We start from the raw sequence: 19,794 nt of genomic DNA, 5'->3' as shown, positions 1-19,794 counted from the left end.
TAATGGCTCAAGCAAATTCGGAAAAAGTTAAAATCATTGTACTTGGCGTCATGCTATTAGGTGTGGGCTTTGTTGGTGTGAACATGCTGTTCAGTGGTTCAATTGGTGCAACTCCATCTGGTGCGTCTTCTAGTGCAGCACTTGGCCAACGAATCATTGAAACGCGTGTCGAGACTGCAGCTCCTGAGATCGTCCGCTTAGAGCGACTACCTTCGTTAACTTCTGAGGATATGGCTTATTTACGAGAAGTTAAGAAGCTTCACTCACAAGCTCTAAAGGTAGAAAGCGCAACGGCTGAACGCGACTTGGCTCGCCTTAGCAATGAGACCACTCAACTTAAGGGTGAAAATACGATGGGCTCGCCTTTCGCCTCTAGTGGTGGCCGCGGTGCACCAGCGCCAGTTATGGCAACAACCTCATCACAAATCAGTGAGTCGGTTACCCAAGATGTAGATCCAGTCGAGAGAGCATCTAGACAAGCAGCTCCAAACCCTAATCAAGTGTTTGCCAATATTGAAGTGAAGTCACTAACCACCAGTAACTCTGGCAAAGTGTCTGGTTGGCTTTCAATCGAAGGCGGCTTGGTTCGAATCGAAAAGAACGCTCGTTATGGCGACTTCACCATCAAAGAGGTACGTAACCGAGGTGTGGTTCTTCGTAGTGCCTCTACCGGCCTTGAGCGTTACATTGGGCGATCAGGCATTGCCTCTGGTAGCAATGACACACCTGTTGCTGATTCAGTGGAGAGCTAATTAAATGCAGTTACTCGCTGACAAAACACTAATGCAGCTATTGCGAGAGAATGGTAACTGTTTCGTGGATCCGGAGGGAGCGATTTGTACATCCACACCTCTATCTCCGGATCTAACGGTCATCAAAGATTACATCTCCAGTAAGAAGGGCAAAACCTTTGGTATTGCCCCTGCTGTAAAAGAGGTCGCTCAAGACTTGATTGATAGCCGTTTGGCTGAAATGGGTAACCAAGCGGCTTCACAAGATATGAAACGAGACAGCGGCCAAGTTGCCGCTCGTTTCGAAAAACTGTTAGAGACAGCTCTAAACCGCGGTGTGAGTGACTTGCACATCGAGGTTGATTTGCACAAAACATTATTTTCTTGCCGTATTGATGGTGCGTTTGCTGAGTTTCAGCATGACCAAGATGCCAGCTACGGTCGAGAGCTTTTCAGCTATATCTTCCTACGGAAAGGTAAGGCTTCCTCTTGGTCGATGAAGACTGAGAATAACGTCTCCTTCACGGTGAGATTGACTAAAGAAGGTGATCTGGAGCGTGAGTATGAGTGGCGTGTTTCGCAGCTACCTACTCGCGATGGCGCGAAGATTACCATCCGTGCTATTGATTCAGGTGCTAATAACGAAACCCTCACATTCGAGAAGCTTGGTTTAGCTCCAGGTCACTGCAAACACCTTGAGCGAGTTATCAACGAAACACAGGGTCTGATCCTGATCAGTGGCCCTACTGGTTCAGGCAAAACAACCTTAATTAACAGTACCTTAAAGACGGTTCCAGAAACAAAGCTCATCCATACTCTCGAGGATCCACCGGAGGGTAAGTTAACTCGTAGGAACGAACTACAAACACCAGTAAATAGTTCAGTGAAGCGTGATAACGGTGAAGAGGGTTATAAAGACTTCGCATATTACGGCAAGTTGATCCTAAGAAATGATACCGATTTGGTGTTTTTCGGGGAGATCCGGGATAAAGAAGCTGCACAGGTAGCTGTCCGTATGGCGGAAACTGGACAAACATGTATTGCGACTATCCACTGTAATAGTGCTGTTACCTCAATAAGTACACTCATCACTCAGATGGAAGTCAACCCAGCCCTACTTGCAGCTCCCGGCATTGTGAAAGCTCTTGGGCACCAACGTCTTGTAAAAAGACTGTGCCCTCATTGTTCGATAAGCCACTCTGACGCCCTCCTTCACTCTGACCCTACAGTGAAAGGTGCCGCAAATGACGTCGAAATAGAAATTAAACGAAATGTTGTGGAGTCCAAGCAAGGTATTGTTCGTACACAGGTAAGGCACAAGAATCCTGAAGGGTGTGACTCTTGTACTGGTGGTGAGAAGGGACGTACTGCGATCTTTGAATTAGTTCTACTTGATGATTTAGCCCGTAATTTTATCAGTAAAATGAATATAGCTGGCTGGGAAGCCCACCTAAAGACATCAGGCTGGCCTTCAATTCGTGACCATGGCCGAGCCAAGGTATTCACTGGGGAGTGCGATTACCAGTCAGTCATGGCACAGGTTGATGGCTCGCAGGTTGTCTCTATCGACGAGCTGCATAATGGTATGCACCTTGAGTATGCGTAAGGAGGTCCAATTATGAAGTCCCTTACCCAACTAACCTTTGGTGCCAAGGAGCAGATAAAACTACTGGCCGACCTTGAGCGACTACTTAGCCAAGGCATGTCACCTCAAGAGATCAGTGAAGATTTCTCTATGTATGGTGACTCAACTGAGCAATCCATCGGTACTGATATTAGTGATGCGCTAGAGGGTGGTGGCAACCTGTCTGATGGACTAGTCAAATGGTTACCGCAAATTCCAATGCAAGCCATTAAGTCTGGTGAAATATCAGGGGATTTGCCTGGTGCGTGCGGTGCAGCACAGAAGATGCTTTCCGCGTCATCTGGCAGTGTTGGCAAACTATTTAAAAGCTTGCTTGAACCATTCTTTACCATTGTCATGACCCTCGCCGGGATAGCCCTACTGACACAAAACTTATTTCCCCAGCTAGGTGACATGGTTCCTAGACCGAGATGGCCTGCTATCTCAACAATGGTTGAGAGCATAGGAACGCATTTCTACGAGTTTGGTCTTATTTATCTGGTTTTCGTAGTGTTGGTTCCAATCATTTTCGTCATTTCGGCTCAGATAGTCACTGGGAAAACGAGGATGGTGCTGGATAAACTGCCGTTCTACAAGCAGTACACCATGCTTGCTTCAATGCAGATGCTCACCAGTCTTGGTCACTTATCCGGTTCAGGCTTAAGTCTTGATGAGGCAATCGACCAGGTGGAAACCACTGCATCGAAATACCTCAAGTGGCACGCTCTACAGATATCCGAAAATATCACACTATCACAGGGCCAAGGCAACATGGGTGAGCTTCTGACTACGGGATTGTTGAATGCCCGTGTCGTTTCTCGCCTTAAGCGAATTAACGCAAAAATGCGTACTGATGAATTGCTGCTTATGGCTTCTGATGAGCACGCTGTTTTATTTGAAGAACAAACCGCCAAAGGAATTTTCATATTCCAATCAATCGCCAAAATTATCGCATACGGTCTTATGTTCATGACGTTCGGTGGCCTTATGCTTCTCATTCTACAAATCACACAAGGAATCTAGTGCACAACGAAATTATTACTTCATAACTCAGGTGTTTTTGGGGGGCAAAAACCTCCGAAATACACCATTTATTTAGAAACTAATTGCAGATATATATAGCGCTAACGTAGTAAACGTCTGCCTAGTAATTATCAGTCAGCTCCTTTCTCCAAGGCTGAATAGGCATTTTTAATTAAACCTAGTTGAGAAACCCAAATGAAAACCAACTTCAAAAACCAAAAAACAATGTTGCGTAGCACTAAACGTCAGCGCGGCTTAACGACTATCGATTACCTACTAGGCATGGTAGGTGTTGCTCTATTCATTGGTCTTGTTATGCAGTTCTACCCTCAGATCACCCATTCTGGCAACATGTCCTCTTTGAACTCTCACATCTCTCAAATTCAGCGCGCTTCAACTGATTGGAAAGGGTTACGTTCAAACTTTACTGGTATTGGTATTGATACACCACTTTGTTCATCTAATTATCTAAATGACAGCATCTGTGGTGATGACGGTTCAGCGTCAAATAGTAACCCATGGGGCTCTAGCTACACGATCGTCGCAAATACAAACCCTTCATTGATTGACGTTACAATTGCTGGTATCCACGCCGGTTTCGTACAACAAGTTGCTGACCGACTGGCTCCACTGACAGCAGACAACTGTGCGTATGCTGGTGATGGCGGTACTGATTGTGCAACTGTTTCGATTTCTGGTCAGGACGTAACAATCACGCTATAAACATGGAAAATAAAAAGCAGCGAGGCCTAATCTCTCTAGATTATCTAATCTTTACAATTAGTGTTGGGCTGCTCATTTCGGGGATTTCGATCCCCTTAATGCATTCAGTGAAAGAGTACCGTCACGTAAACGAACTCGATATGTACTCGGATCGCTTGTTTAATGCAGTAGAGCAAAAGTATTGGAATTCATTGGCAGAGTCTCGCTGCTTGGTTTCCCCATCAGTCAGCTTAGATATGTTGATTGATGAGGGATTCCTTCCCGATAGATTCAAAGACAATTCTTGGATCAACCCTAGCCAGCTTTCCGTCTCAATCACTACATCATCCATCCATAACCGCGGTCTACCGCTCGATATGCGAGCAGAAATTCGACCGAATGGTTTTCCGGCACAAAAACTTGCAAGCACCCGTTATTTTGCTGGCATTTCTGATACCAACCCAAAAGTGATCCAGCTAATGAAAAGGTTTGACGTGCCATTAGAGGGAAGCATTGCTATGCACCTCGACAGCAACCAGTGTGAAGATATATGAATTTAATAAAATCAATTAAGAAGCAGCAGGGCCTTCTTAGTATCGACGTTTTGCTGGGTTATACAGCAATTTTAACCATGCTTGTGGGTGGCTCATATTTTGTTCAGCAAGAGATCAATAAAGCACGAGGAAAATTAGCACAGGACCGAATTTCATACGTCATTGATCAAATAAGTCGATATTACATGAATAAGACTATTGTTGATGGCTTGTCGCCAACTGACATGGATGCTTTCCCATCAAGCTGGAACGACCTAATCAATGGTGGATATATCGACGCCTGTGATAACACAACCGGTCTATGTGCTGATTACCGCTACTTACCATGGGGCGACGGCGCCAACGGGCAGTTGATCACTCTAACTCGCAGAGCCGATTCATACGGTTATCCAGAAGTAGAGCTAAGTTTTAGCTTAACCAGTGAAAGCCACATTGAACGCCAGCGTGTTATCCGTTCTCACATCTCTTCTATCCCTTCATATCAGGAGGATGGTTCAACTGGGCAAGTTACATACAGAGTTCAGCGACCAGGCAGCGCACTTACCCTAGAGAACTTTGTAAAAACTGACGGCTCAACACCGATGACCGACCACTGGGATTTTGGCACTGATTATTACATAGATAACGTTGCTGACATGAGTTTAGCTGGCGTAACTGATCGAACTGTTGTGACTGGTCTTTTGAAAGCAGGGTCTGTAGCTGTCTCTAGCAGTGCTGGCGCACAAGTTCAAAAACCTAGCTGCCCTACCGGTTACACACCGGAAATTACCACTCACTTTATTGGTCTTGGTGGCAACTCTGTATACACCGAAGTTGGCAACATCGATACATGGCCATCTGACTCCGGTAGCAATTGGAATGTTCACGTCCGCTTTGCAGGCCTTCTAAATGGCGAAACAGAGCGTAAATGGCATTACAAAGGCAATGTCGGTTACTTAACTTGGTGCGAGTTCGCCTAGATCCACCGCCTCCTTTAAGGACGCAACTTTAATGAGCTATAAATATATGAAAAAACAAATGACCATGCTGGTAATGGCCGCGACAATCTCAATGACAGTAAATGCATCTATCGAAGAAGTTGAAAGCTATCTCGATGCCAATAACATCACTGCTCGATACCGACTTCAAGCTGATGAGCTGAAAGACTTGTCACTAGAGACGGTTTACACGCACTCTGGCATTGTCCACATCGACTACGACAAGAATATCCTGATCCAGACGGATAACGTTTATAAGCTCGAGAATGGGTCCCTAGCCTCTCTAATTGCGCCTATGACCAAATCCATCTTAGATCAAACTGAGCACAAGATAGTAAAGAAAGCCTCTAATGAAAAGTTTGTAATTCAGGTGTTTACCGATATTGGATGTGGTTATTGCCAGCAAATGCACCGAGAGATTGAGTCGTACACGGATGCTGGCATAACGGTTGAGTTTTTGTTGTTTTCTCGCAATGGTATGAATGACCAATCCTTCTTAAAAATGTCCTCTTTTGAGTCTAGGGCAAATCCATTACAAGCACTACAGGACGCGATGCATGGGCACTTCACATACCCTGCAGAGCATCCATCAAAGCAGGCTCTTGCACATCAAGAAGCGGGTATGTTGGTTGGAGTTCGAGCAACACCAGCCATTTACTATAATGGACTACCGCTAGGCGGCTATATCCCTGCAGCGCAACTCGTTCAGGCACTAGAAATGTAGGAAACATGGCAGAGAAAGCGTCCAAACAACAGAGTTCATCAGCAAAAAAGAAGCCAGTATCAATACCGATCATTACGGTGGGATTGGCTTTTTTATCTAAACACTTTGGCTTAGCTTTATTGGCCGGATTTTTTGGTTTGCTAATCAGTTTTGGGTTGTACATTTACAACCCCCAAACTGGCTTAGAGTCAGCTATCAATCATTATGAGTCTGCAATCAGTAACTCAACGCACGTTGGAAAATGGCTTGATGTTCAGTATGTATTTGAATTACTGACCAGTAACTTCAATCAGTACGTTCCGATTGAAGAAGTGCTAAACACGACCTACTCAATATCGGACAGGATAGCCAATGGCTACTCACAAAGCTTCTCACGGTTTCCAACCATTGAAAACTTTGTATCTAGTGGGTCAACTCACGCCTCTAACTTGATATACCTTTGGATCGTTAATAGCCTGACATGGGTGATTAAGTTGTTGATATTGATTGGGTACTTACCAATCTACATACTATTTGCATTAGCTGGGATTAATGATGGATATATGGAGCGACGAATCAAAACCTACCAGGGTGAGCGCGATAAAGACGACCCACTTGAGTTTTGGTTTAGGCGCTTTAAAGAGTTCTCTCTTTTAGTGTTACTCGGATATCTTGCAATTCCGAACTCGGTAATACCAGGTTTAGTTTTTATTCCAAGCGCATTCGCTACAGCCTACATAGCACGCCAATTAGTCCGATACTACAAAAAGTTTTGGTAAAAAATCGAGAACCGCAATACTATGGTTCTCGATTTAGCTACAGTTTGATGTCTGGGTTTTTAGCCTGATATTCAGTAACTTTCTTTCTCATCAAAGCGAACTCCTGCTGCCTCTCTTCCGGTGACATGGCCTTCAATCGAGGCCGCAGGACAACGGCATTATATATTGGAAATGTCAGCCTCGTAATAAGCTGGAAAAAGATATTCGTTACTGACTTATTATGCACGATACGTTACCTCTTTAGTGCCCTCTTCCAACACGGCTTCAACATCCACACCTTTACTTTTGTAATAAGCAATTTTCTCTTCCCAAGTCATGTTCTTCGTGCGCCAACGGATAAGCGGCGTAGTGATTGGTGACAGAATAAATGCAACCAATGTAAACACCGGCTTAAGAACGAACCAACCAGCTTTAGCAATTAAATTAAAACCAAACTTTGTATATGACAGCACAAGCAACGGTAACGAGATTAATGCGTAGTCTTTAAATACGACGTTACCAACTTCTAAAATTAACTCATACATGCTTTTGTCCTCTAAGATTTCGTTTCGGTATGTGTCCATACTAAAGACCACCAACCTCCCCTCGCTACCGCAAAACGAAAAAATAAGAAAAAAACTTTCGATAGAAAGCAATCGCTCGTCATCAACTTTTTACTGGGGGTGAAAATCAGACCAAATAGACCATTCAAAAGTTAGAGACAGGCAAATATTACCCTCGAGACCAAAGAAATAGGTAATTAGCCGTGTATAAGAAAACACTCATTTGTTTAGCCATGTTAACAACAAGCATTACTGCTACAGCCTCAACTTCTGGTGATATGTGGCGAGAGCGAGAATTGCTTGAGCGATACATCTCTCAGGTTGAAGCGCTTGATAAGGGTCTGCTTTCTCAAGCTGAACTGTCTGCTGATTTATCGCGTCGCGTGCATCTAGACTATTCGCTACTACGAAAGGACCTCCACGAGTCACTTGAAAAGATTCGCGCATATCTAGGTAACCCTAACGATCCACAAGTTCGTCTCCGAAATGAATAGGCTAAGCATGCGCTATTTACCCTTGTTTGTATTTTCATTGTTCTGGTTTTTTCCTGGCTTTGCCGTGGCTGAAATAATGGAGCCTAACCCTGGCCTTTCAAACCAACAACTTTGGGACTCAATTTTAGGTAATGGCAGCTTCAACCAAGTCAAGTACGCAACTCGTGGAATGACCTTTTCAATAGTTATGTTTTGGGTCGCTTGGGCAGCGTTTGGTATTTACCAACAGGCGTTTGGCAAAGGCAAGCTAGATAAAGACGATGCGCTTATGTACGTGCTGCGATTACTACTCCTTTTAACTATTTCAGTCTTTTTAATTACCTCATAAATGGAAATCTAACCAATGAAGAAAATTATCTCGGCGTTCCTTGGTGCCGCCTTAATGTCAGGTTCGGCTCTAGCATCCCTCCCTCCACCAGTAAACCCGGGCTCTCCTGAAGGTGACTATGTTGCTGCATTTTTCGCTTTTTTTGGCAATGCATATGACGCTATAGCCAACAGCTTTGGCGCAATATCATTCCTTGCAGTGGCTGCACTGGCTATTTGGACACTGATTGAAGTCCGTAAAGGTAATAAAGAATGGTCTGATCTATGGATGATTCTTGGTGTTGGCGGTGGCGTGTTGGTCCTAGTGTTCTTCCTGCTAGGCGAAGGCACAAGCATCACCTAACAATTTTATGAGGTTGCGAGCAAACAATGGAAAAGCAAGAGAAAAACATCCCTGTGGTGCTAGATCACCTCGATTTCGATCCTAATGCGTTGTTCGGTTTCACCATTTCAGAGCTAGGCATGTGCATGATGGTTCTATTTTTTGCCTGCTTATTTCCGCTCGTTGGCCTCTGCCAACTTATGGGTATAAACCCAATGTTCGGTGCAATCGCGGCTGCAGCGCTTGGTTTAGTTTTATCGTTTGCAGCTGCGAAACGAGCAGAGATTTTAAAGAAAGGGCGACCATCCTATATGTTATGGATTGACTTGAAACGTCGACTACAGGATGAGGGGATTTTCGGCATCAAATACAACTTTGGTTTGGTTAAATCAATGGTTTGGGATAACACCAAGAAACAAAAACGAGGAACAGACTAGTGCTGACCAATAAGAACAACAACAAACCCGCTAGTAGGCCGAAACAGAAACAGACTAAATCGCAAAAGAAAGATATCAACCGTGATTTGAGTGACGTTAAGGCAGCGCTGCCAAAGAGGATGAAGGCTAAATCTAAGGAAGTTGCAGACCATGTTGTTACGCTTCGTGTTATTTGTGTCGCACTTGTTCTCGCACTGATTTTGTCCATCTATTCAAACAGCAGGGCACCTGACAACATTTGGGTTCGATACACCCCGAACCTAAATAGCGGTGGCGTTGTACGAGCTGGTGAAATACCAAATTCATCGCTACTGACTGATACAGCTTACCTATGGGTAGCATTTAGCACTTGGAAAGAAAACGGTGAAAAAGATACATCTGACAACCTCTGGCGTTATCAGCATTTCTTCTCGCCTGAGTTCATGAGAAGCCAAGAACAAGAGTACAACCATTTGCGCACTGCAGGCCATTTAAACCGAACTAGAGAGGTATCTCTCGCTCCGGGCATGCTATCGAGTATCAATGACCGAGTAATACAAAAGTCTCGCGATAGTTGGGTAGTTTACCTAGATGCAACTATTGTCGAACGATACCTTGGCGAAGAAGTTAAGAACACGACAATCCGTTACCCACTCCGCGTTGAGCGTCACGAAACAAACCCTGAGTTTAATCCACTAGGCATCCGCATCGTTGGATATGATTCAACACCACGCCGAATCGTGGAGAAATAATATGACCAACTTGATTAAGAAAATTGCATTTATCGCCACCCTTTCGTTAACGGTAATTACGCCGTCACTTCAAGCAACTGAAATTCACGTTTGGGACAAGAAGCCTATTGAAATCCGTCTTGAGGTCGGTAAAGAGCGATTGGTGCACTTCAGTGATAATGTAATGCTAGAGGCTCCGCAAGAAGTCGTTGATAAGGTTCAGGTCTACTCTGCCGCAGGTACACTATATCTAAAACCAAAACAGCAATTAGGCAAAACCCGAGCCTGGGCGGTTTTAAATTCTGGTGAAAAGATCTTCTTGGATATCTTCGCTGTTCGACCAAAAGATGAAGAACTTGATGACATAAAGATCATTCACTCTGATGAAATGGCACAAACTAAAGAGGTGTTTGGCCTGAGTACTCCTGTAGCAACAGGTGTAACTGTCCAGCAATTGGTTCAATACGCTTCAATAGACCTTTATGGTGTACAGCGACTTGTCCCGCAACTGCCGGTTGTTGAGTCAGAAGTAACCGGAGAGTTAGATTTTACTGTTTTATTTGGTGGTGGCTCTGCTGCAATGTTTGATGTTAAGCCGCTTAAGCAATATCGAACCGCTAATTACACTCTAACAGCATTGCTAATCACTAACCGTACTCAGTGGCCACAACAAGTTATCTACACTGATGTGTTCCCAGCTCACATCGCTGTTTCCTCCCAACATATCGATGTTGGACCGGTTAACTCAATCACTGAAAGCACAACCCTATACATGGTTACCGACCGTCCTTTGCGTGAGAACTCTGTATTTGCAGTTACCACTGCTGAATTAATGGGTGAGAGCGAGGGGGATTCGTGAATAAGAAAACCGTACTAATTGGTGGCGCAGCTGTCTCTCTTCTTGCGGTGGTATTGGGTAAGGGAAATACGGCTCCTGAGCAAACAGTAGACGTGAACGAGCCGCAACAGTTTGATACTGGCCTAAATGCTAATAACCTCGGTGCAGAAGCTGACTCGGTGAACGAAACACTACGAACTTTGATTTCACAGAACCGAAATCTAGCCCGTAATCAACAACAGACTTCTGCTAAGCTCACCTCCCTTCAAGAAGAGATGAACACTTTAAAAAGTAACAAAGCTGAAGATACAGATTTTGATATTGAAGGTAGGTTGACAGAGTTTGCTAAGGAACTTCAAGACAAATTAGCTGCTAACACAACTGCTTCAGTAATTCTCGGGCCAGCAGGTACTGGTACTTCAACTAGTGACGATCAGCTGTTTGGTTTGAATTTGCGTGACAAAATGCCAGATGCACTAAAGGTCGAACGCCATACTCCCTCTGGCGCTCCTAATCTAAAAGCGCCGGAAGTTACTGATACTGGCGTGACAGACTTGCATGTTACTGGTAATCGCAATCAACTAGTTACAGTCGAGCCTATCGATATGAAGGTTGATATTGTCGATGGTGTGGCCGTAACGTCATTCCCAGTGTTGCCAACCAGAGATAGACGAAATACTTCACGAGTTGAAGACTTTGGTAAAGAGCCTGAAGACGACTCAGATACGAAGAAGCCAATTTACACAGTGCCAAAAAACTCAACGCTAATGGATACCGTTGCGATGAGCGGCATTATAGGGCGTGTACCAAAAGACGGTACACTCACTAATCCATACCGCTTCAAGATCCTAGTTGGTGGCGAGAACCTAGCATCGAATAACTTGTACATCCCGAATCTCGATAACATGGTGTTTTCTGGCTACGCAGAAGGTGACTTCAATCTCGAATGCGCCTCTGGAAATATCGACTCTGTTACTTACACGTTCCAAGACGGCACTGTTTTGACACAGGACGGGCAAATTGGTTGGTTCAGTGATAAGTATGGTAATCCATGTATCCCTGGCCTCTACATCTCAAATTTTATGGAATACCTGACAACTGTTGGATCAGTATCTGCCCTAGCAGGCTTCGCCTCAGCCATTGCAGAAGCACAAGTAACAACTACAGGTACCGGTGATGATAGGGAGCGCTCAATCACTGGTGACGCGCTCAAATACGCAACCGGTGAGGGCATTTCGGAAAGCAGCCGGGAAATCACACAATGGCTAGCCGAACGACAAGACGGTGCTTTTGATGCCGTATGGCTAGAAGCCGGTGAACCACTGGTAGTCCACATTGAAGAAGAACTGCATATCGACTATGACCTTGAAGGTCGCAGACTGGTGCATCACGAAAACGTAGAGGAGTTTTTACGATGATCTCTACTAAATCAATGATGTTGGTAACAAAAAGAACATTCGAACTAATTATCGGGGCACTCCAATAATGAATAAGATAATAACAATACTGGCGGTTGCCACGATAATCACCGGGTGTAGCTCGAAAGAACCTTTGAGTCGTGAAGAGCGTTATCAGAACTCCCCTATTCCAGAATCCAGCCGGACAATGCAGGAGATTTACGATAACCATTCTGGCGCCAAAGTGAATGCTGAAAATACCCAAATATTACGCAGATCGGCAACTTGGGCTGAGTTATCAAACGATCCATACACATTGAATAACACTGGTCGCGCTGACTTTAGAAAGCTTCCTAACCCGAAGCTTTATATTTACTTCGCCCCTAGCCTTACCAAAGAAGACCGCATGCCCCGTCCGGGCTGGATGAGTGAATTTAATATGTACTCAAAGCCTGAGTACGCACTTCCAGGTGAAGTTAGTCTGGAGGCAGGTCGATGAACGCAATAAACAAACTTATCCATTCAACTAAGAGTTTCTTCTCTGTTGATGGCGGCCACACCATCGAAGATGAGCGAGCGCTGTATGATCGCCCTTGCCCTTCATTTGCCGATCAACTTCCTTATTGCGGTTACGATGACAATACAGAGACATTCATCCTTGAAGATGAAATCAGTCGCGCAGCAGTAATAACAATCAAACCTATTGCTACAGAAGGTAAAAGCGGCCAAGGATTAGCTGAAGCACGAGATGCCCTTGAAAATGTTCTGAGTACCTTTGATGAATTTCCGGTTCAGCTTGGTCAATGGGTGATACAAGAGTTTAGTTACAACGACACTCGAGTTTCCCTTATTACCGAGGCAATTCGAGAGCACATGGCTCCCCATGCTCGTGGCACTGAATTCTCAGAAGAATATTTGAAGGTGCAAGAGCACCACCTGAAGGGTTTAACCAAAGCTGGTGGTATCTTCAAAGACCACACAGTTACGGGTGAGAACTGGGGCCTAAAACTACCTCGTACTAAATTTGTGATTTACCGTCGTGTTTCATCCACTAACGTGAGAGACATGAACCGCGGTAAGTATGATCCGGCAAGAGAACTTAATCAGATGATTGAGTCACTGAAGATTAAATTCGAGTCGGCTGGCATTAAATATACCCGCGATACGAAACAAGACACCCTGTATTGGTTGTTCAAATTCTTTAACCCAAGCCCTGATTTCTTAGGTGATCCGGAAGATTTCTATGCACAAATGACTGATGTTGATGGTGATATGCCTATTGGTGTTGATCTATGTGAGGCCGTGCTTAATTCACGACCTCGCTCCAGTGTAGAAGACAATGCCTGGTATTTTGACAAGAAGCCAATGCGGTTTCTCCGCTTTAGTGGTTTACGTAAAGCTCCGCGCATTGGACAAATATCAGGTGAAGTTACGACGGGTAGCGCTGGCAACGAAATTGTACGTTGTGCTGCTGACTCCCTCCCTGCAGGGTGCATGCTAGCCAAAACAATGGTGATAGTACCGCAAAGCACGCTTGAGCAACGTATTGAAAAACTTAAGAAAGAGTCGAACGTTGATAATGGTGAATCTCGAAGGGTTCGCAAAGCTATCGCAGAAGCAGAACGCGTAGTTGGTGGTCAGGTTAAGATCCTAAAGGCTACTCTGGGTGTGTATGTGTCTGCAGATACTATCGATGAGCTGGATGACAAGCAGCGAAAAATCATTACAACCATGGCCAACTCAGGCATCAGCATACTGAAAGATGAAGAAGATGGCTTAAGTTTAGATAGCTTTCTTATTCATTTGCCAATGAATTATAACCCTTTAATGGATAAAAAAGGGTATTACGCACGAACAATGGCAATGCAGCACGCTGCTAACCTATCTTTTGCTTTCGGTAGAACTGAAGGCTCAGGCAGGCCTCATCTGTTTTTCTACAACAGAGGTGGCGCACCGGTCTTTGTAGATCCAATGAGTAAAAAAGATAGGGAAAACAATAATTTCGGATTGATAATTGGGCCGCCTGGCAGTGGCAAGAGCGTCAGCATCGTACAAATGGCCGCAATGAATCTTGCGATGTATCGCCCTCGCATGATAATTGTGGAATATGGTAATTCATTTGGCTTACTTGCTGAATACTGTAAAAAATTTGGTCTAAAAGTGACAAAAATGAAGCTAGATATGGCAAACGCACCTAGTTTGGCTCCATTTGCAGATATTGACCAAGTTTTAGATGGTGAGGCAGCTGATTTTGAAGACTGGTCAGATAACGAAGCCATTACCGAAGAAGACAACTCCGGCCCTAATGACGAAGAACGCGACGTTTTGGGCGAATTGGAATTGATTTGCTTTTTGATGATAACGGGCGGAGAGCAACGAGAGTTTGACAGATTTACTCGATCTGATCGCCAGTTAGTTCGTGATGCACTTATTTTTACTGCTAAAAAGAGCCGTGATCTTGGTGAGAAAGACGCAGAAGGCAATTTAATTAAACCCCGCGACACAATTACGTCTCATGTTATTGATTCAATGGTCGAAATGAAAAATGGCGTCTATGACGGCAGTGATACAAGCTATTCCGAGAGTCAAAGAGAAACTATGGGTGAGATGATTACCGCTCTTCGCATGTATACCAATGGCTTCAATGCCAAACTGTTCAACCGCACTGGTGATGCGTTCCCTGATTCCGATCTTCTTTGTATCGACCTTGCGCAATTAGCACAAGATGCGAACCGCGATAAGCTCGCAGTGGCATACACCGCATTAATGCAGCGTGTGAACTACCTTGCTGAAAAACATCAGTATTCTGGTCGTGAAATCGTCATGTATACCGATGAAAGCCACTTAATAACGTCTAACCCCCTTCTAGGTCCGTACCTTGTGAAGATGGTGAAGTGTTTTCGCAAGCTGGGCTGTTGGCCATATTTCGCAACGCAAAATATGGCTGATATGGGCGGAGGCAGCAGAAAGCTTCTGTCGATGATTGAGTGGTATTACTGCTTGAACACACCCCAGTCAGAGGCTCAAGAAGTTGCTGACGTTAAGAACCTGTCTCCAGAAGTGACTCGCTTGCTATCGAGCACCAAAAAACAAGATCGTGGTTATACCGAAGGTGTAATCAGCTCAAAACTACACAACATTATGTTCCGTTCGGTACCGCCTTCTCTTCACCTCGCTCTGGCAATGACAGATGCCTCAGAAAAGGCCGAGCGAGCGCGATACATGGAACAACATAAATGCGATGAAGTAACCGCTGCCTATCACGTAGCCAAAGCACTAGACAAAGCCCGAGGATTCGATAATGAACTTATTTTCTAAAACAATTATTACTGCTGCAGTTTGTCTTGGACTAACAGCTTGTTCTTCTGCGCCAACTGAGCCGGAATTGCGTTTACGCAACGTGACTTACACTGCGGACTCTCGAATTAATGGTTATTTTGATGATCAGGAGGAAATCATTACGCAAATTTTCCGTGACTACACCGTTGAGCGTACTGACAACCGTGAAATTCGTATCACTATCCCATCGGCTTATGGTTTTAACACCGGTAGTAGCGCGATGAACCGTGACCTACGAGACTCAATTGGTAGCTTAGCTTCACTCTTAAATGACTTCCCGGAAACCTCTATCTCAGTAAAGGGGCACACTGATTCGGTCGGTAACTTCCAATACAATCTAGGACTGAGCCAAGAGCGTGCTGATGCTGTAGTAGAGCAACTAGTTAAGGGTCGAGTACATCCATTCCGCCTTGCTACAACCGCGGAGGCATGGGAAATGCCTCGCTGCTCAAATGAAACAGTAATCGGCAAGAACTGTAACCGTCGAGTTGAAATTTACGTGAGGGATATCGCTCTTGATTAAGAAGTGGATCATGGCAGCCACTGTGCTGCTTTCCTCTGCTGGTGGGCTAGCTAATGCTGGCCCCAATTCTATTGATATCCTCGTGACACGATCCCAAGCAGACAACATTGTTGATATGCAGCGTGTAGGTGGTAGTCACATCGAGGTGTTCTACGTTGATGACAAGCAGCGGATTATGGATGCAGTGAATAACAGCTTCCCAATGGATCTAATGGAAAAGATGACAGAGGACGAACGGGCTGAGTGGGCTGCAGAGAATTTCCATGATTACTTTGTTGCAAACATGCCAGCAATTCAAGAGTCATCGATTGGCGTAAGCCTGATGCAACTGCATAAAATTGACCGCGTGCCGGCCATCATCTTTGATCGTGAGTATATCGTAATTGGTCTACCGCTATCGAAAGCTTTGCAGGAATATCGAGGGGCTGTTAATGCACAGTAAGTTGGCGGTTAGTGCTGGATGGTGCCTTGGCCTTGTAACTACTACCTGTCTTGCGTTCGGTGATATGGAGTTTCCTGACATAGACTGGGGTAGCGGCCTAGATGGGTTAGATATCCCTAGCTGGAGCGAGATAGAAGATCAGGTAAATAACTCTTCAGACTTTATACTAGCGCCTGCGGTAGACATGCTAAACGGCGCCACGGCACCGGGGCTGGGCAGTGAGCTATCAGGAATGATTAATGCTGAAAATAATCCATCCTCGGGTGCATTTCGCGATGGTCAGAAAAGCGAATACAACTTCTTTGATGACTCTGTAGACTCTGTAGATGCTTCAGTTCGCTCTAACTGTTACAGGTACAGATTCCACGGCCAGTGTGTTTCAATGAAGACGTCACTGTGGCCGCGTATTTATACCAATACCATCGCACAAAACTATGTCCCTGATTTTGTCGTTGAAGTCACATCTCGGTTACCACACAGCAATGAGAGTTCATTCGGCGCGAGTAATAACCCAACATGGATCGGTTCTTTTATGCAGGAAGCAAACGCAATAGTAAGCACGACCGTGATCGATCCGATGTTCAATGTATTGGCTGGTGCCCCCCGAACGGATGGAGCTAAACTGCAAACTACACACTCACACACTGTGCATAGCAGTAACAGTCAATATTTATACCGCGATGCTCTCGTTTATTCCGATCCCATGTACTCGGTCGCTACATCTATAGTTGGTATGATGGCAGGATACTGTAGATCACCTGAGCCAACATACGTACCATACTTCTCTTCAGGTATGGACACTTTATCATGGCGTTTTTTAACTACCACTGAAACTGTGCTGCTTGGTCTTTATAGTGCGGAATACCGGTCTTGGAATCACGTTGGTAGCTCGTTTGGCTCACTGATGCCGCGTAATGGCTACCACCTTAGTTCCAATCAATTCGAAACAGCAGTTACTACAGCCTACAGAGCAGCATCTATCGTTAACGACCAACGAGGAAGATATTCAGGCACATTAGGGTTACACGTACACAACCCTGCGAGACAATATGCATCCGGGAGCTGGACTCGCTCTGAGTTTAGAACGTTAAAGGATCACCGAACGATGAGGTTGCGCGAAATTTACCCTCAAGTCAGTGGTAACACTTGCAGAAATTACACGGGCGTATCCCAAAGCCAAAAAGACTCTTGGAACAGAGCTTTTAACCAGAATAACAGTGAACGTTCTGCAGGATTTAAGTTGTACCGCCCAATGATATGCTGCCGAAAACAGGGTAATAAGCACCTGGAAAATGTTTGGCCGAACTGGTCAAGCACATTCGAAACATATTAATTGTGACTCATTATCTAGACAGCCCATTCATTAAGCTTTGATTTGTGTCTGTATTCTATGTCATCATATCAAAGTGACTGGGGCAATTACGGTCACATTCAATACTGCCCTCCCCTATATTCTACTCGTATCTCAAAGCATCAAAACCAAACCGACTAATTAAACTGTTTAGTTTTGATGCTACTAATGCGTCAAATAACTGCCACCTCTACAGGCAGTAACCTCGTTAGAGGTTTTTGAGCAAGCCGAAAGGCATTTTAAAATTTATGGAGACACATAATGGCACCAGCTAAACCACGTACCAAATGGCGTAAGGCAATTGCCCGCCAACTTGAGTTCTCGGATCTACCAACTGAAAACCAAATGGCCTATCGACAGTATGCGAGCGTATTGTTTGATATTGCTAATTCAATTGGTATTACCGATGTAACGTCACTTACAGATGACTTCATTACTAAGTCGTTCCACATTCTAGAATCATATAAGCCTGTGACTTGGGAACGAGACATTGCTATGTATGTTTGTCAGCTACTTGTTGACCATGCACAACAACGCAAGTCTCCACCATTTGCTGGCGCAGAGATGAGCTGCTTTGAATGCGGTAGCACTACAAAAATGACTGGTGAGAGATACATTTGTCCTGTCTGTGATGCTTCAGCGTTATGCGGCCCAAACTCTTTGCCGCTAGGCATACCAGTACGAAGCCAAATTAGAGCTGAACGCAGACTGCTTCATGAGCGCCTTGATGATTTAATTCAAAACCACCAAGTATCTCGTCGTTATGCATATGCAAAGCTTGCGGCGATAATGGGTATCAACCTAGAACTGACGCATATTGGTTTAGTCTGTGATTACGGTGATGTGGCGACCTGGCATAACGCTATGGACGATTTTCCAGCTTCTGTGGGGGTGAACTAATGGGCGTTGCACATAAGTTAAACCCAATAGAGCTAGAAATTATTCATTTTGCTCAGGGCTCAGATGAGTGGTTGGAATGGAGAGAGCACGGGGTCGGAGGTAGTGATATACCAACGGTTGTAGGGGTAAGCAAATATAAAACTCCTTATCGACTCTGGCTTGAAAAAACAGGCCGAGTTCAACCAGATGACCTATCAGGTAATCCAAACGTACAGAGAGGCAATTTCTACGAACCCTTTGTAAGGGAGCAGTTCGCTGCAAGCTTAGGGTTAGATATTGTTGAATACTGCGCAGAGGATAAAGCAGAGCGATATAGGAAGGTTTCTTTTGACGGAGTAACGCCTGATGGCATTCCTGTTGAGATTAAGTGCCCTAGCGAGAATGGTTTTGCTGAACTAGTAGCTGACCCATTCAACTCGGAATTGTTTTCACTGTACCAGTGGCAATTACAGTACCAAATCGCGATGCTCAATGCTGACTATGGCTGGTTAGTTTTCTATTCCGCCATACAGAACCAAATAGTGCCACTCAAAGTGCTACGAGACGATGAGATGATACAGTTGATATTCGAAAAGCAGCAGGAGTTCTACTTCGCTGTTGAGAATGATACTGCGCCACCTAAAGATCCTGAGCGTGATGAGTACACACCAACTCCCGAGCAAGAAGTTGAGTGGGGCAAATTAGCCGTACAACTACTGAATGCTCAAGAGTCTGAATCAAAGCTGAAAGCTGAACTTAAAGTTGCTTCTGGCGAACGTGTGAAGGTATGTAACCAGATCATGAATATGTCGGGTGATTTTACGTCAGCGTCCGTCCAAGGCCTCAAGGTCACCCAAGTTAAACGTCGAGGGAAATTTGATGTGGATGCATATTTAGCAGCGAAAGGCCTACCGGCAATCACTGATGAAGAGCGAGCACAATTTAGCACTGAGGACACGTTCTATTTCCGTGTCTCTGTTGCTGACAAACCCCACGTAAAAGAGCTAAACAACATCGCACAGTGCGACCGAATGAACAAAATTCGTGAGCAAATGGCGAAAGTGATGCTTTCAAACAATATGATTTAACGCTGCCCACTA

The 19,794-nt window shown here is 44.8% G+C and carries 23 protein-coding genes; 22 read left to right on the top strand and 1 reads right to left on the bottom strand.

What is annotated here, in order from left to right:
- Positions 1-2: 2 nt before the first annotated feature.
- From C9I99_RS21765 to C9I99_RS21730, 8 genes are all read left to right on the top strand, one after another.
- Complete coding sequence (locus tag C9I99_RS21765) at positions 3-752, top strand: hypothetical protein (RefSeq protein ID WP_107350942.1); 750 nt, start codon at positions 3-5, stop codon at positions 750-752.
- A 4-nt stretch (positions 753-756) separates the two neighbouring features.
- Entirely contained in the window at positions 757-2,337 is a 1,581-nt protein-coding gene (locus C9I99_RS21760) for a GspE/PulE family protein (protein WP_107350941.1), read from the top strand.
- Positions 2,338-2,349: 12 nt separating this feature from the next.
- On the top strand, positions 2,350-3,378 hold the full coding sequence (locus tag C9I99_RS21755) for a type II secretion system F family protein (RefSeq protein WP_107350940.1): 1,029 nt from the start codon (positions 2,350-2,352) through the stop codon (positions 3,376-3,378).
- A 195-nt stretch (positions 3,379-3,573) separates the two neighbouring features.
- The gene (locus tag C9I99_RS21750) at positions 3,574-4,101 is read left to right on the top strand and encodes a hypothetical protein (RefSeq protein WP_107350939.1); all 528 of its coding nucleotides are present in this window, start codon (positions 3,574-3,576) and stop codon (positions 4,099-4,101) included.
- 98 nt (positions 4,102-4,199) lie between these two features.
- Entirely contained in the window at positions 4,200-4,634 is a 435-nt protein-coding gene (locus tag C9I99_RS21745; RefSeq protein ID WP_133638270.1) for a hypothetical protein, read from the top strand.
- A gap of 185 nt (positions 4,635-4,819) precedes the next feature.
- The gene (locus C9I99_RS21740) at positions 4,820-5,593 is read left to right on the top strand and encodes a hypothetical protein (RefSeq protein ID WP_133638271.1); all 774 of its coding nucleotides are present in this window, start codon (positions 4,820-4,822) and stop codon (positions 5,591-5,593) included.
- Between the two features lie 31 nt (positions 5,594-5,624).
- Positions 5,625-6,335, top strand: coding sequence for a thioredoxin fold domain-containing protein (locus tag C9I99_RS21735; RefSeq protein ID WP_107350936.1), 711 nt, complete (start codon positions 5,625-5,627; stop codon positions 6,333-6,335).
- Positions 6,336-6,340: 5 nt separating this feature from the next.
- Positions 6,341-7,093 (top strand): IncC plasmid conjugative DNA transfer DtrJ family protein, encoded by a 753-nt coding sequence (locus tag C9I99_RS21730; protein ID WP_107350935.1) that lies wholly within the window; start codon positions 6,341-6,343, stop codon positions 7,091-7,093.
- Between the two features lie 218 nt (positions 7,094-7,311).
- Here C9I99_RS21730 and C9I99_RS21720 read toward each other — a convergent pair whose 3' ends face one another.
- Positions 7,312-7,617 (bottom strand): hypothetical protein, encoded by a 306-nt coding sequence (locus C9I99_RS21720; RefSeq protein WP_133638272.1) that lies wholly within the window; start codon positions 7,615-7,617, stop codon positions 7,312-7,314.
- A gap of 251 nt (positions 7,618-7,868) precedes the next feature.
- On the opposite strand from C9I99_RS21720, the gene C9I99_RS27730 reads away from it, so the two are divergent.
- From C9I99_RS27730 to C9I99_RS21650, 14 genes are all read left to right on the top strand, one after another.
- Positions 7,869-8,129: an RAQPRD family integrative conjugative element protein gene (locus C9I99_RS27730; RefSeq protein ID WP_107350932.1), complete on the top strand. Its 261-nt coding sequence runs from the start codon at positions 7,869-7,871 to the stop codon at positions 8,127-8,129.
- Between the two features lie 7 nt (positions 8,130-8,136).
- Positions 8,137-8,457: a DUF3262 family protein gene (locus tag C9I99_RS21710; RefSeq protein WP_166645492.1), complete on the top strand. Its 321-nt coding sequence runs from the start codon at positions 8,137-8,139 to the stop codon at positions 8,455-8,457.
- Positions 8,458-8,472: 15 nt separating this feature from the next.
- Entirely contained in the window at positions 8,473-8,799 is a 327-nt protein-coding gene (locus C9I99_RS21705; protein ID WP_107350930.1) for a DUF2976 domain-containing protein, read from the top strand.
- Positions 8,800-8,825: 26 nt separating this feature from the next.
- The gene (locus C9I99_RS21700) at positions 8,826-9,215 is read left to right on the top strand and encodes a DUF3487 family protein (protein WP_107350929.1); all 390 of its coding nucleotides are present in this window, start codon (positions 8,826-8,828) and stop codon (positions 9,213-9,215) included.
- Positions 9,215-9,946 (top strand): PFL_4703 family integrating conjugative element protein, encoded by a 732-nt coding sequence (locus C9I99_RS21695; protein WP_107350928.1) that lies wholly within the window; start codon positions 9,215-9,217, stop codon positions 9,944-9,946. The genes C9I99_RS21700 and C9I99_RS21695 overlap by 1 nt, the downstream gene beginning before the upstream one ends.
- 1 nt (position 9,947) lies before the next feature.
- Positions 9,948-10,784: a DUF3438 family protein gene (locus C9I99_RS21690; RefSeq protein ID WP_166645493.1), complete on the top strand. Its 837-nt coding sequence runs from the start codon at positions 9,948-9,950 to the stop codon at positions 10,782-10,784.
- The gene (locus C9I99_RS21685; RefSeq protein ID WP_107350926.1) at positions 10,781-12,181 is read left to right on the top strand and encodes a TIGR03752 family integrating conjugative element protein; all 1,401 of its coding nucleotides are present in this window, start codon (positions 10,781-10,783) and stop codon (positions 12,179-12,181) included. Before C9I99_RS21690 ends, C9I99_RS21685 begins: the two co-directional genes overlap by 4 nt.
- A 67-nt stretch (positions 12,182-12,248) precedes the next feature.
- A complete protein-coding gene (locus tag C9I99_RS21680; RefSeq protein WP_107350925.1) occupies positions 12,249-12,659 on the top strand; it encodes a hypothetical protein in 411 nt (136 codons plus the stop codon).
- A complete protein-coding gene (locus tag C9I99_RS21675) occupies positions 12,656-15,478 on the top strand; it encodes a conjugative transfer ATPase (protein WP_107350924.1) in 2,823 nt (940 codons plus the stop codon). Before C9I99_RS21680 ends, C9I99_RS21675 begins: the two co-directional genes overlap by 4 nt.
- Positions 15,462-16,022 carry an OmpA family protein gene (locus tag C9I99_RS21670; protein WP_107350923.1) on the top strand — a complete coding sequence of 187 codons (561 nt, stop codon included), beginning with the start codon at positions 15,462-15,464 and terminating at the stop codon, positions 16,020-16,022. Before C9I99_RS21675 ends, C9I99_RS21670 begins: the two co-directional genes overlap by 17 nt.
- 10 nt (positions 16,023-16,032) lie before the next feature.
- Positions 16,033-16,464 (top strand): DUF1525 domain-containing protein, encoded by a 432-nt coding sequence (locus tag C9I99_RS21665; RefSeq protein ID WP_107350922.1) that lies wholly within the window; start codon positions 16,033-16,035, stop codon positions 16,462-16,464.
- Positions 16,454-17,797: a TraU family protein gene (locus tag C9I99_RS21660; protein ID WP_107350921.1), complete on the top strand. Its 1,344-nt coding sequence runs from the start codon at positions 16,454-16,456 to the stop codon at positions 17,795-17,797. Before C9I99_RS21665 ends, C9I99_RS21660 begins: the two co-directional genes overlap by 11 nt.
- A gap of 279 nt (positions 17,798-18,076) precedes the next feature.
- A complete protein-coding gene (locus tag C9I99_RS21655) occupies positions 18,077-18,715 on the top strand; it encodes a zinc-finger-containing protein (RefSeq protein WP_107350920.1) in 639 nt (212 codons plus the stop codon).
- Positions 18,715-19,782, top strand: a complete 1,068-nt coding sequence (locus C9I99_RS21650; protein ID WP_107350919.1) for a YqaJ viral recombinase family nuclease — start codon at positions 18,715-18,717, stop codon at positions 19,780-19,782. Before C9I99_RS21655 ends, C9I99_RS21650 begins: the two co-directional genes overlap by 1 nt.
- Positions 19,783-19,794 lie beyond the last annotated feature (12 nt).

It is taken from the genome of Photobacterium lutimaris (assembly GCF_003025555.1).
Taxonomy (GTDB): Bacteria; Pseudomonadota; Gammaproteobacteria; order Enterobacterales; family Vibrionaceae; genus Photobacterium; species Photobacterium lutimaris.
Note: the sequence above shows the minus strand (reverse complement) of the source record. Positions and strands in the feature narration are given on the sequence as shown.

What these genes read in the sequence shown, in the direction of transcription:
- C9I99_RS21700 (WP_107350929.1), top strand. Translation starts at nt 8,826, where the DNA reads ATGGAAAAGCAAGAGAAAAACATCCCTGTGGTGCTAGATCACCTCGAT.
- C9I99_RS21735 (WP_107350936.1), top strand. Translation starts at nt 5,625, where the DNA reads ATGAGCTATAAATATATGAAAAAACAAATGACCATGCTGGTAATGGCC.
- C9I99_RS21710 (WP_166645492.1), top strand. Translation starts at nt 8,137, where the DNA reads ATGCGCTATTTACCCTTGTTTGTATTTTCATTGTTCTGGTTTTTTCCT.
- C9I99_RS21705 (WP_107350930.1), top strand. Translation starts at nt 8,473, where the DNA reads ATGAAGAAAATTATCTCGGCGTTCCTTGGTGCCGCCTTAATGTCAGGT.
- C9I99_RS21690 (WP_166645493.1), top strand. Translation starts at nt 9,948, where the DNA reads ATGACCAACTTGATTAAGAAAATTGCATTTATCGCCACCCTTTCGTTA.
- C9I99_RS21750 (WP_107350939.1), top strand. Translation starts at nt 3,574, where the DNA reads ATGAAAACCAACTTCAAAAACCAAAAAACAATGTTGCGTAGCACTAAA.
- C9I99_RS21740 (WP_133638271.1), top strand. Translation starts at nt 4,820, where the DNA reads ATGAATAAGACTATTGTTGATGGCTTGTCGCCAACTGACATGGATGCT.
- C9I99_RS21760 (WP_107350941.1), top strand. Translation starts at nt 757, where the DNA reads ATGCAGTTACTCGCTGACAAAACACTAATGCAGCTATTGCGAGAGAAT.
- C9I99_RS21755 (WP_107350940.1), top strand. Translation starts at nt 2,350, where the DNA reads ATGAAGTCCCTTACCCAACTAACCTTTGGTGCCAAGGAGCAGATAAAA.
- C9I99_RS21655 (WP_107350920.1), top strand. Translation starts at nt 18,077, where the DNA reads ATGGCACCAGCTAAACCACGTACCAAATGGCGTAAGGCAATTGCCCGC.
- C9I99_RS21675 (WP_107350924.1), top strand. Translation starts at nt 12,656, where the DNA reads ATGAACGCAATAAACAAACTTATCCATTCAACTAAGAGTTTCTTCTCT.
- C9I99_RS27730 (WP_107350932.1), top strand. Translation starts at nt 7,869, where the DNA reads ATGTTAACAACAAGCATTACTGCTACAGCCTCAACTTCTGGTGATATG.
- C9I99_RS21720 (WP_133638272.1), bottom strand. Translation starts at nt 7,617, where the DNA reads ATGTATGAGTTAATTTTAGAAGTTGGTAACGTCGTATTTAAAGACTAC.
- C9I99_RS21730 (WP_107350935.1), top strand. Translation starts at nt 6,341, where the DNA reads ATGGCAGAGAAAGCGTCCAAACAACAGAGTTCATCAGCAAAAAAGAAG.
- C9I99_RS21660 (WP_107350921.1), top strand. Translation starts at nt 16,454, where the DNA reads ATGCACAGTAAGTTGGCGGTTAGTGCTGGATGGTGCCTTGGCCTTGTA.
- C9I99_RS21665 (WP_107350922.1), top strand. Translation starts at nt 16,033, where the DNA reads ATGGCAGCCACTGTGCTGCTTTCCTCTGCTGGTGGGCTAGCTAATGCT.
- C9I99_RS21745 (WP_133638270.1), top strand. Translation starts at nt 4,200, where the DNA reads ATGCATTCAGTGAAAGAGTACCGTCACGTAAACGAACTCGATATGTAC.
- C9I99_RS21670 (WP_107350923.1), top strand. Translation starts at nt 15,462, where the DNA reads ATGAACTTATTTTCTAAAACAATTATTACTGCTGCAGTTTGTCTTGGA.
- C9I99_RS21650 (WP_107350919.1), top strand. Translation starts at nt 18,715, where the DNA reads ATGGGCGTTGCACATAAGTTAAACCCAATAGAGCTAGAAATTATTCAT.
- C9I99_RS21680 (WP_107350925.1), top strand. Translation starts at nt 12,249, where the DNA reads ATGAATAAGATAATAACAATACTGGCGGTTGCCACGATAATCACCGGG.
- C9I99_RS21765 (WP_107350942.1), top strand. Translation starts at nt 3, where the DNA reads ATGGCTCAAGCAAATTCGGAAAAAGTTAAAATCATTGTACTTGGCGTC.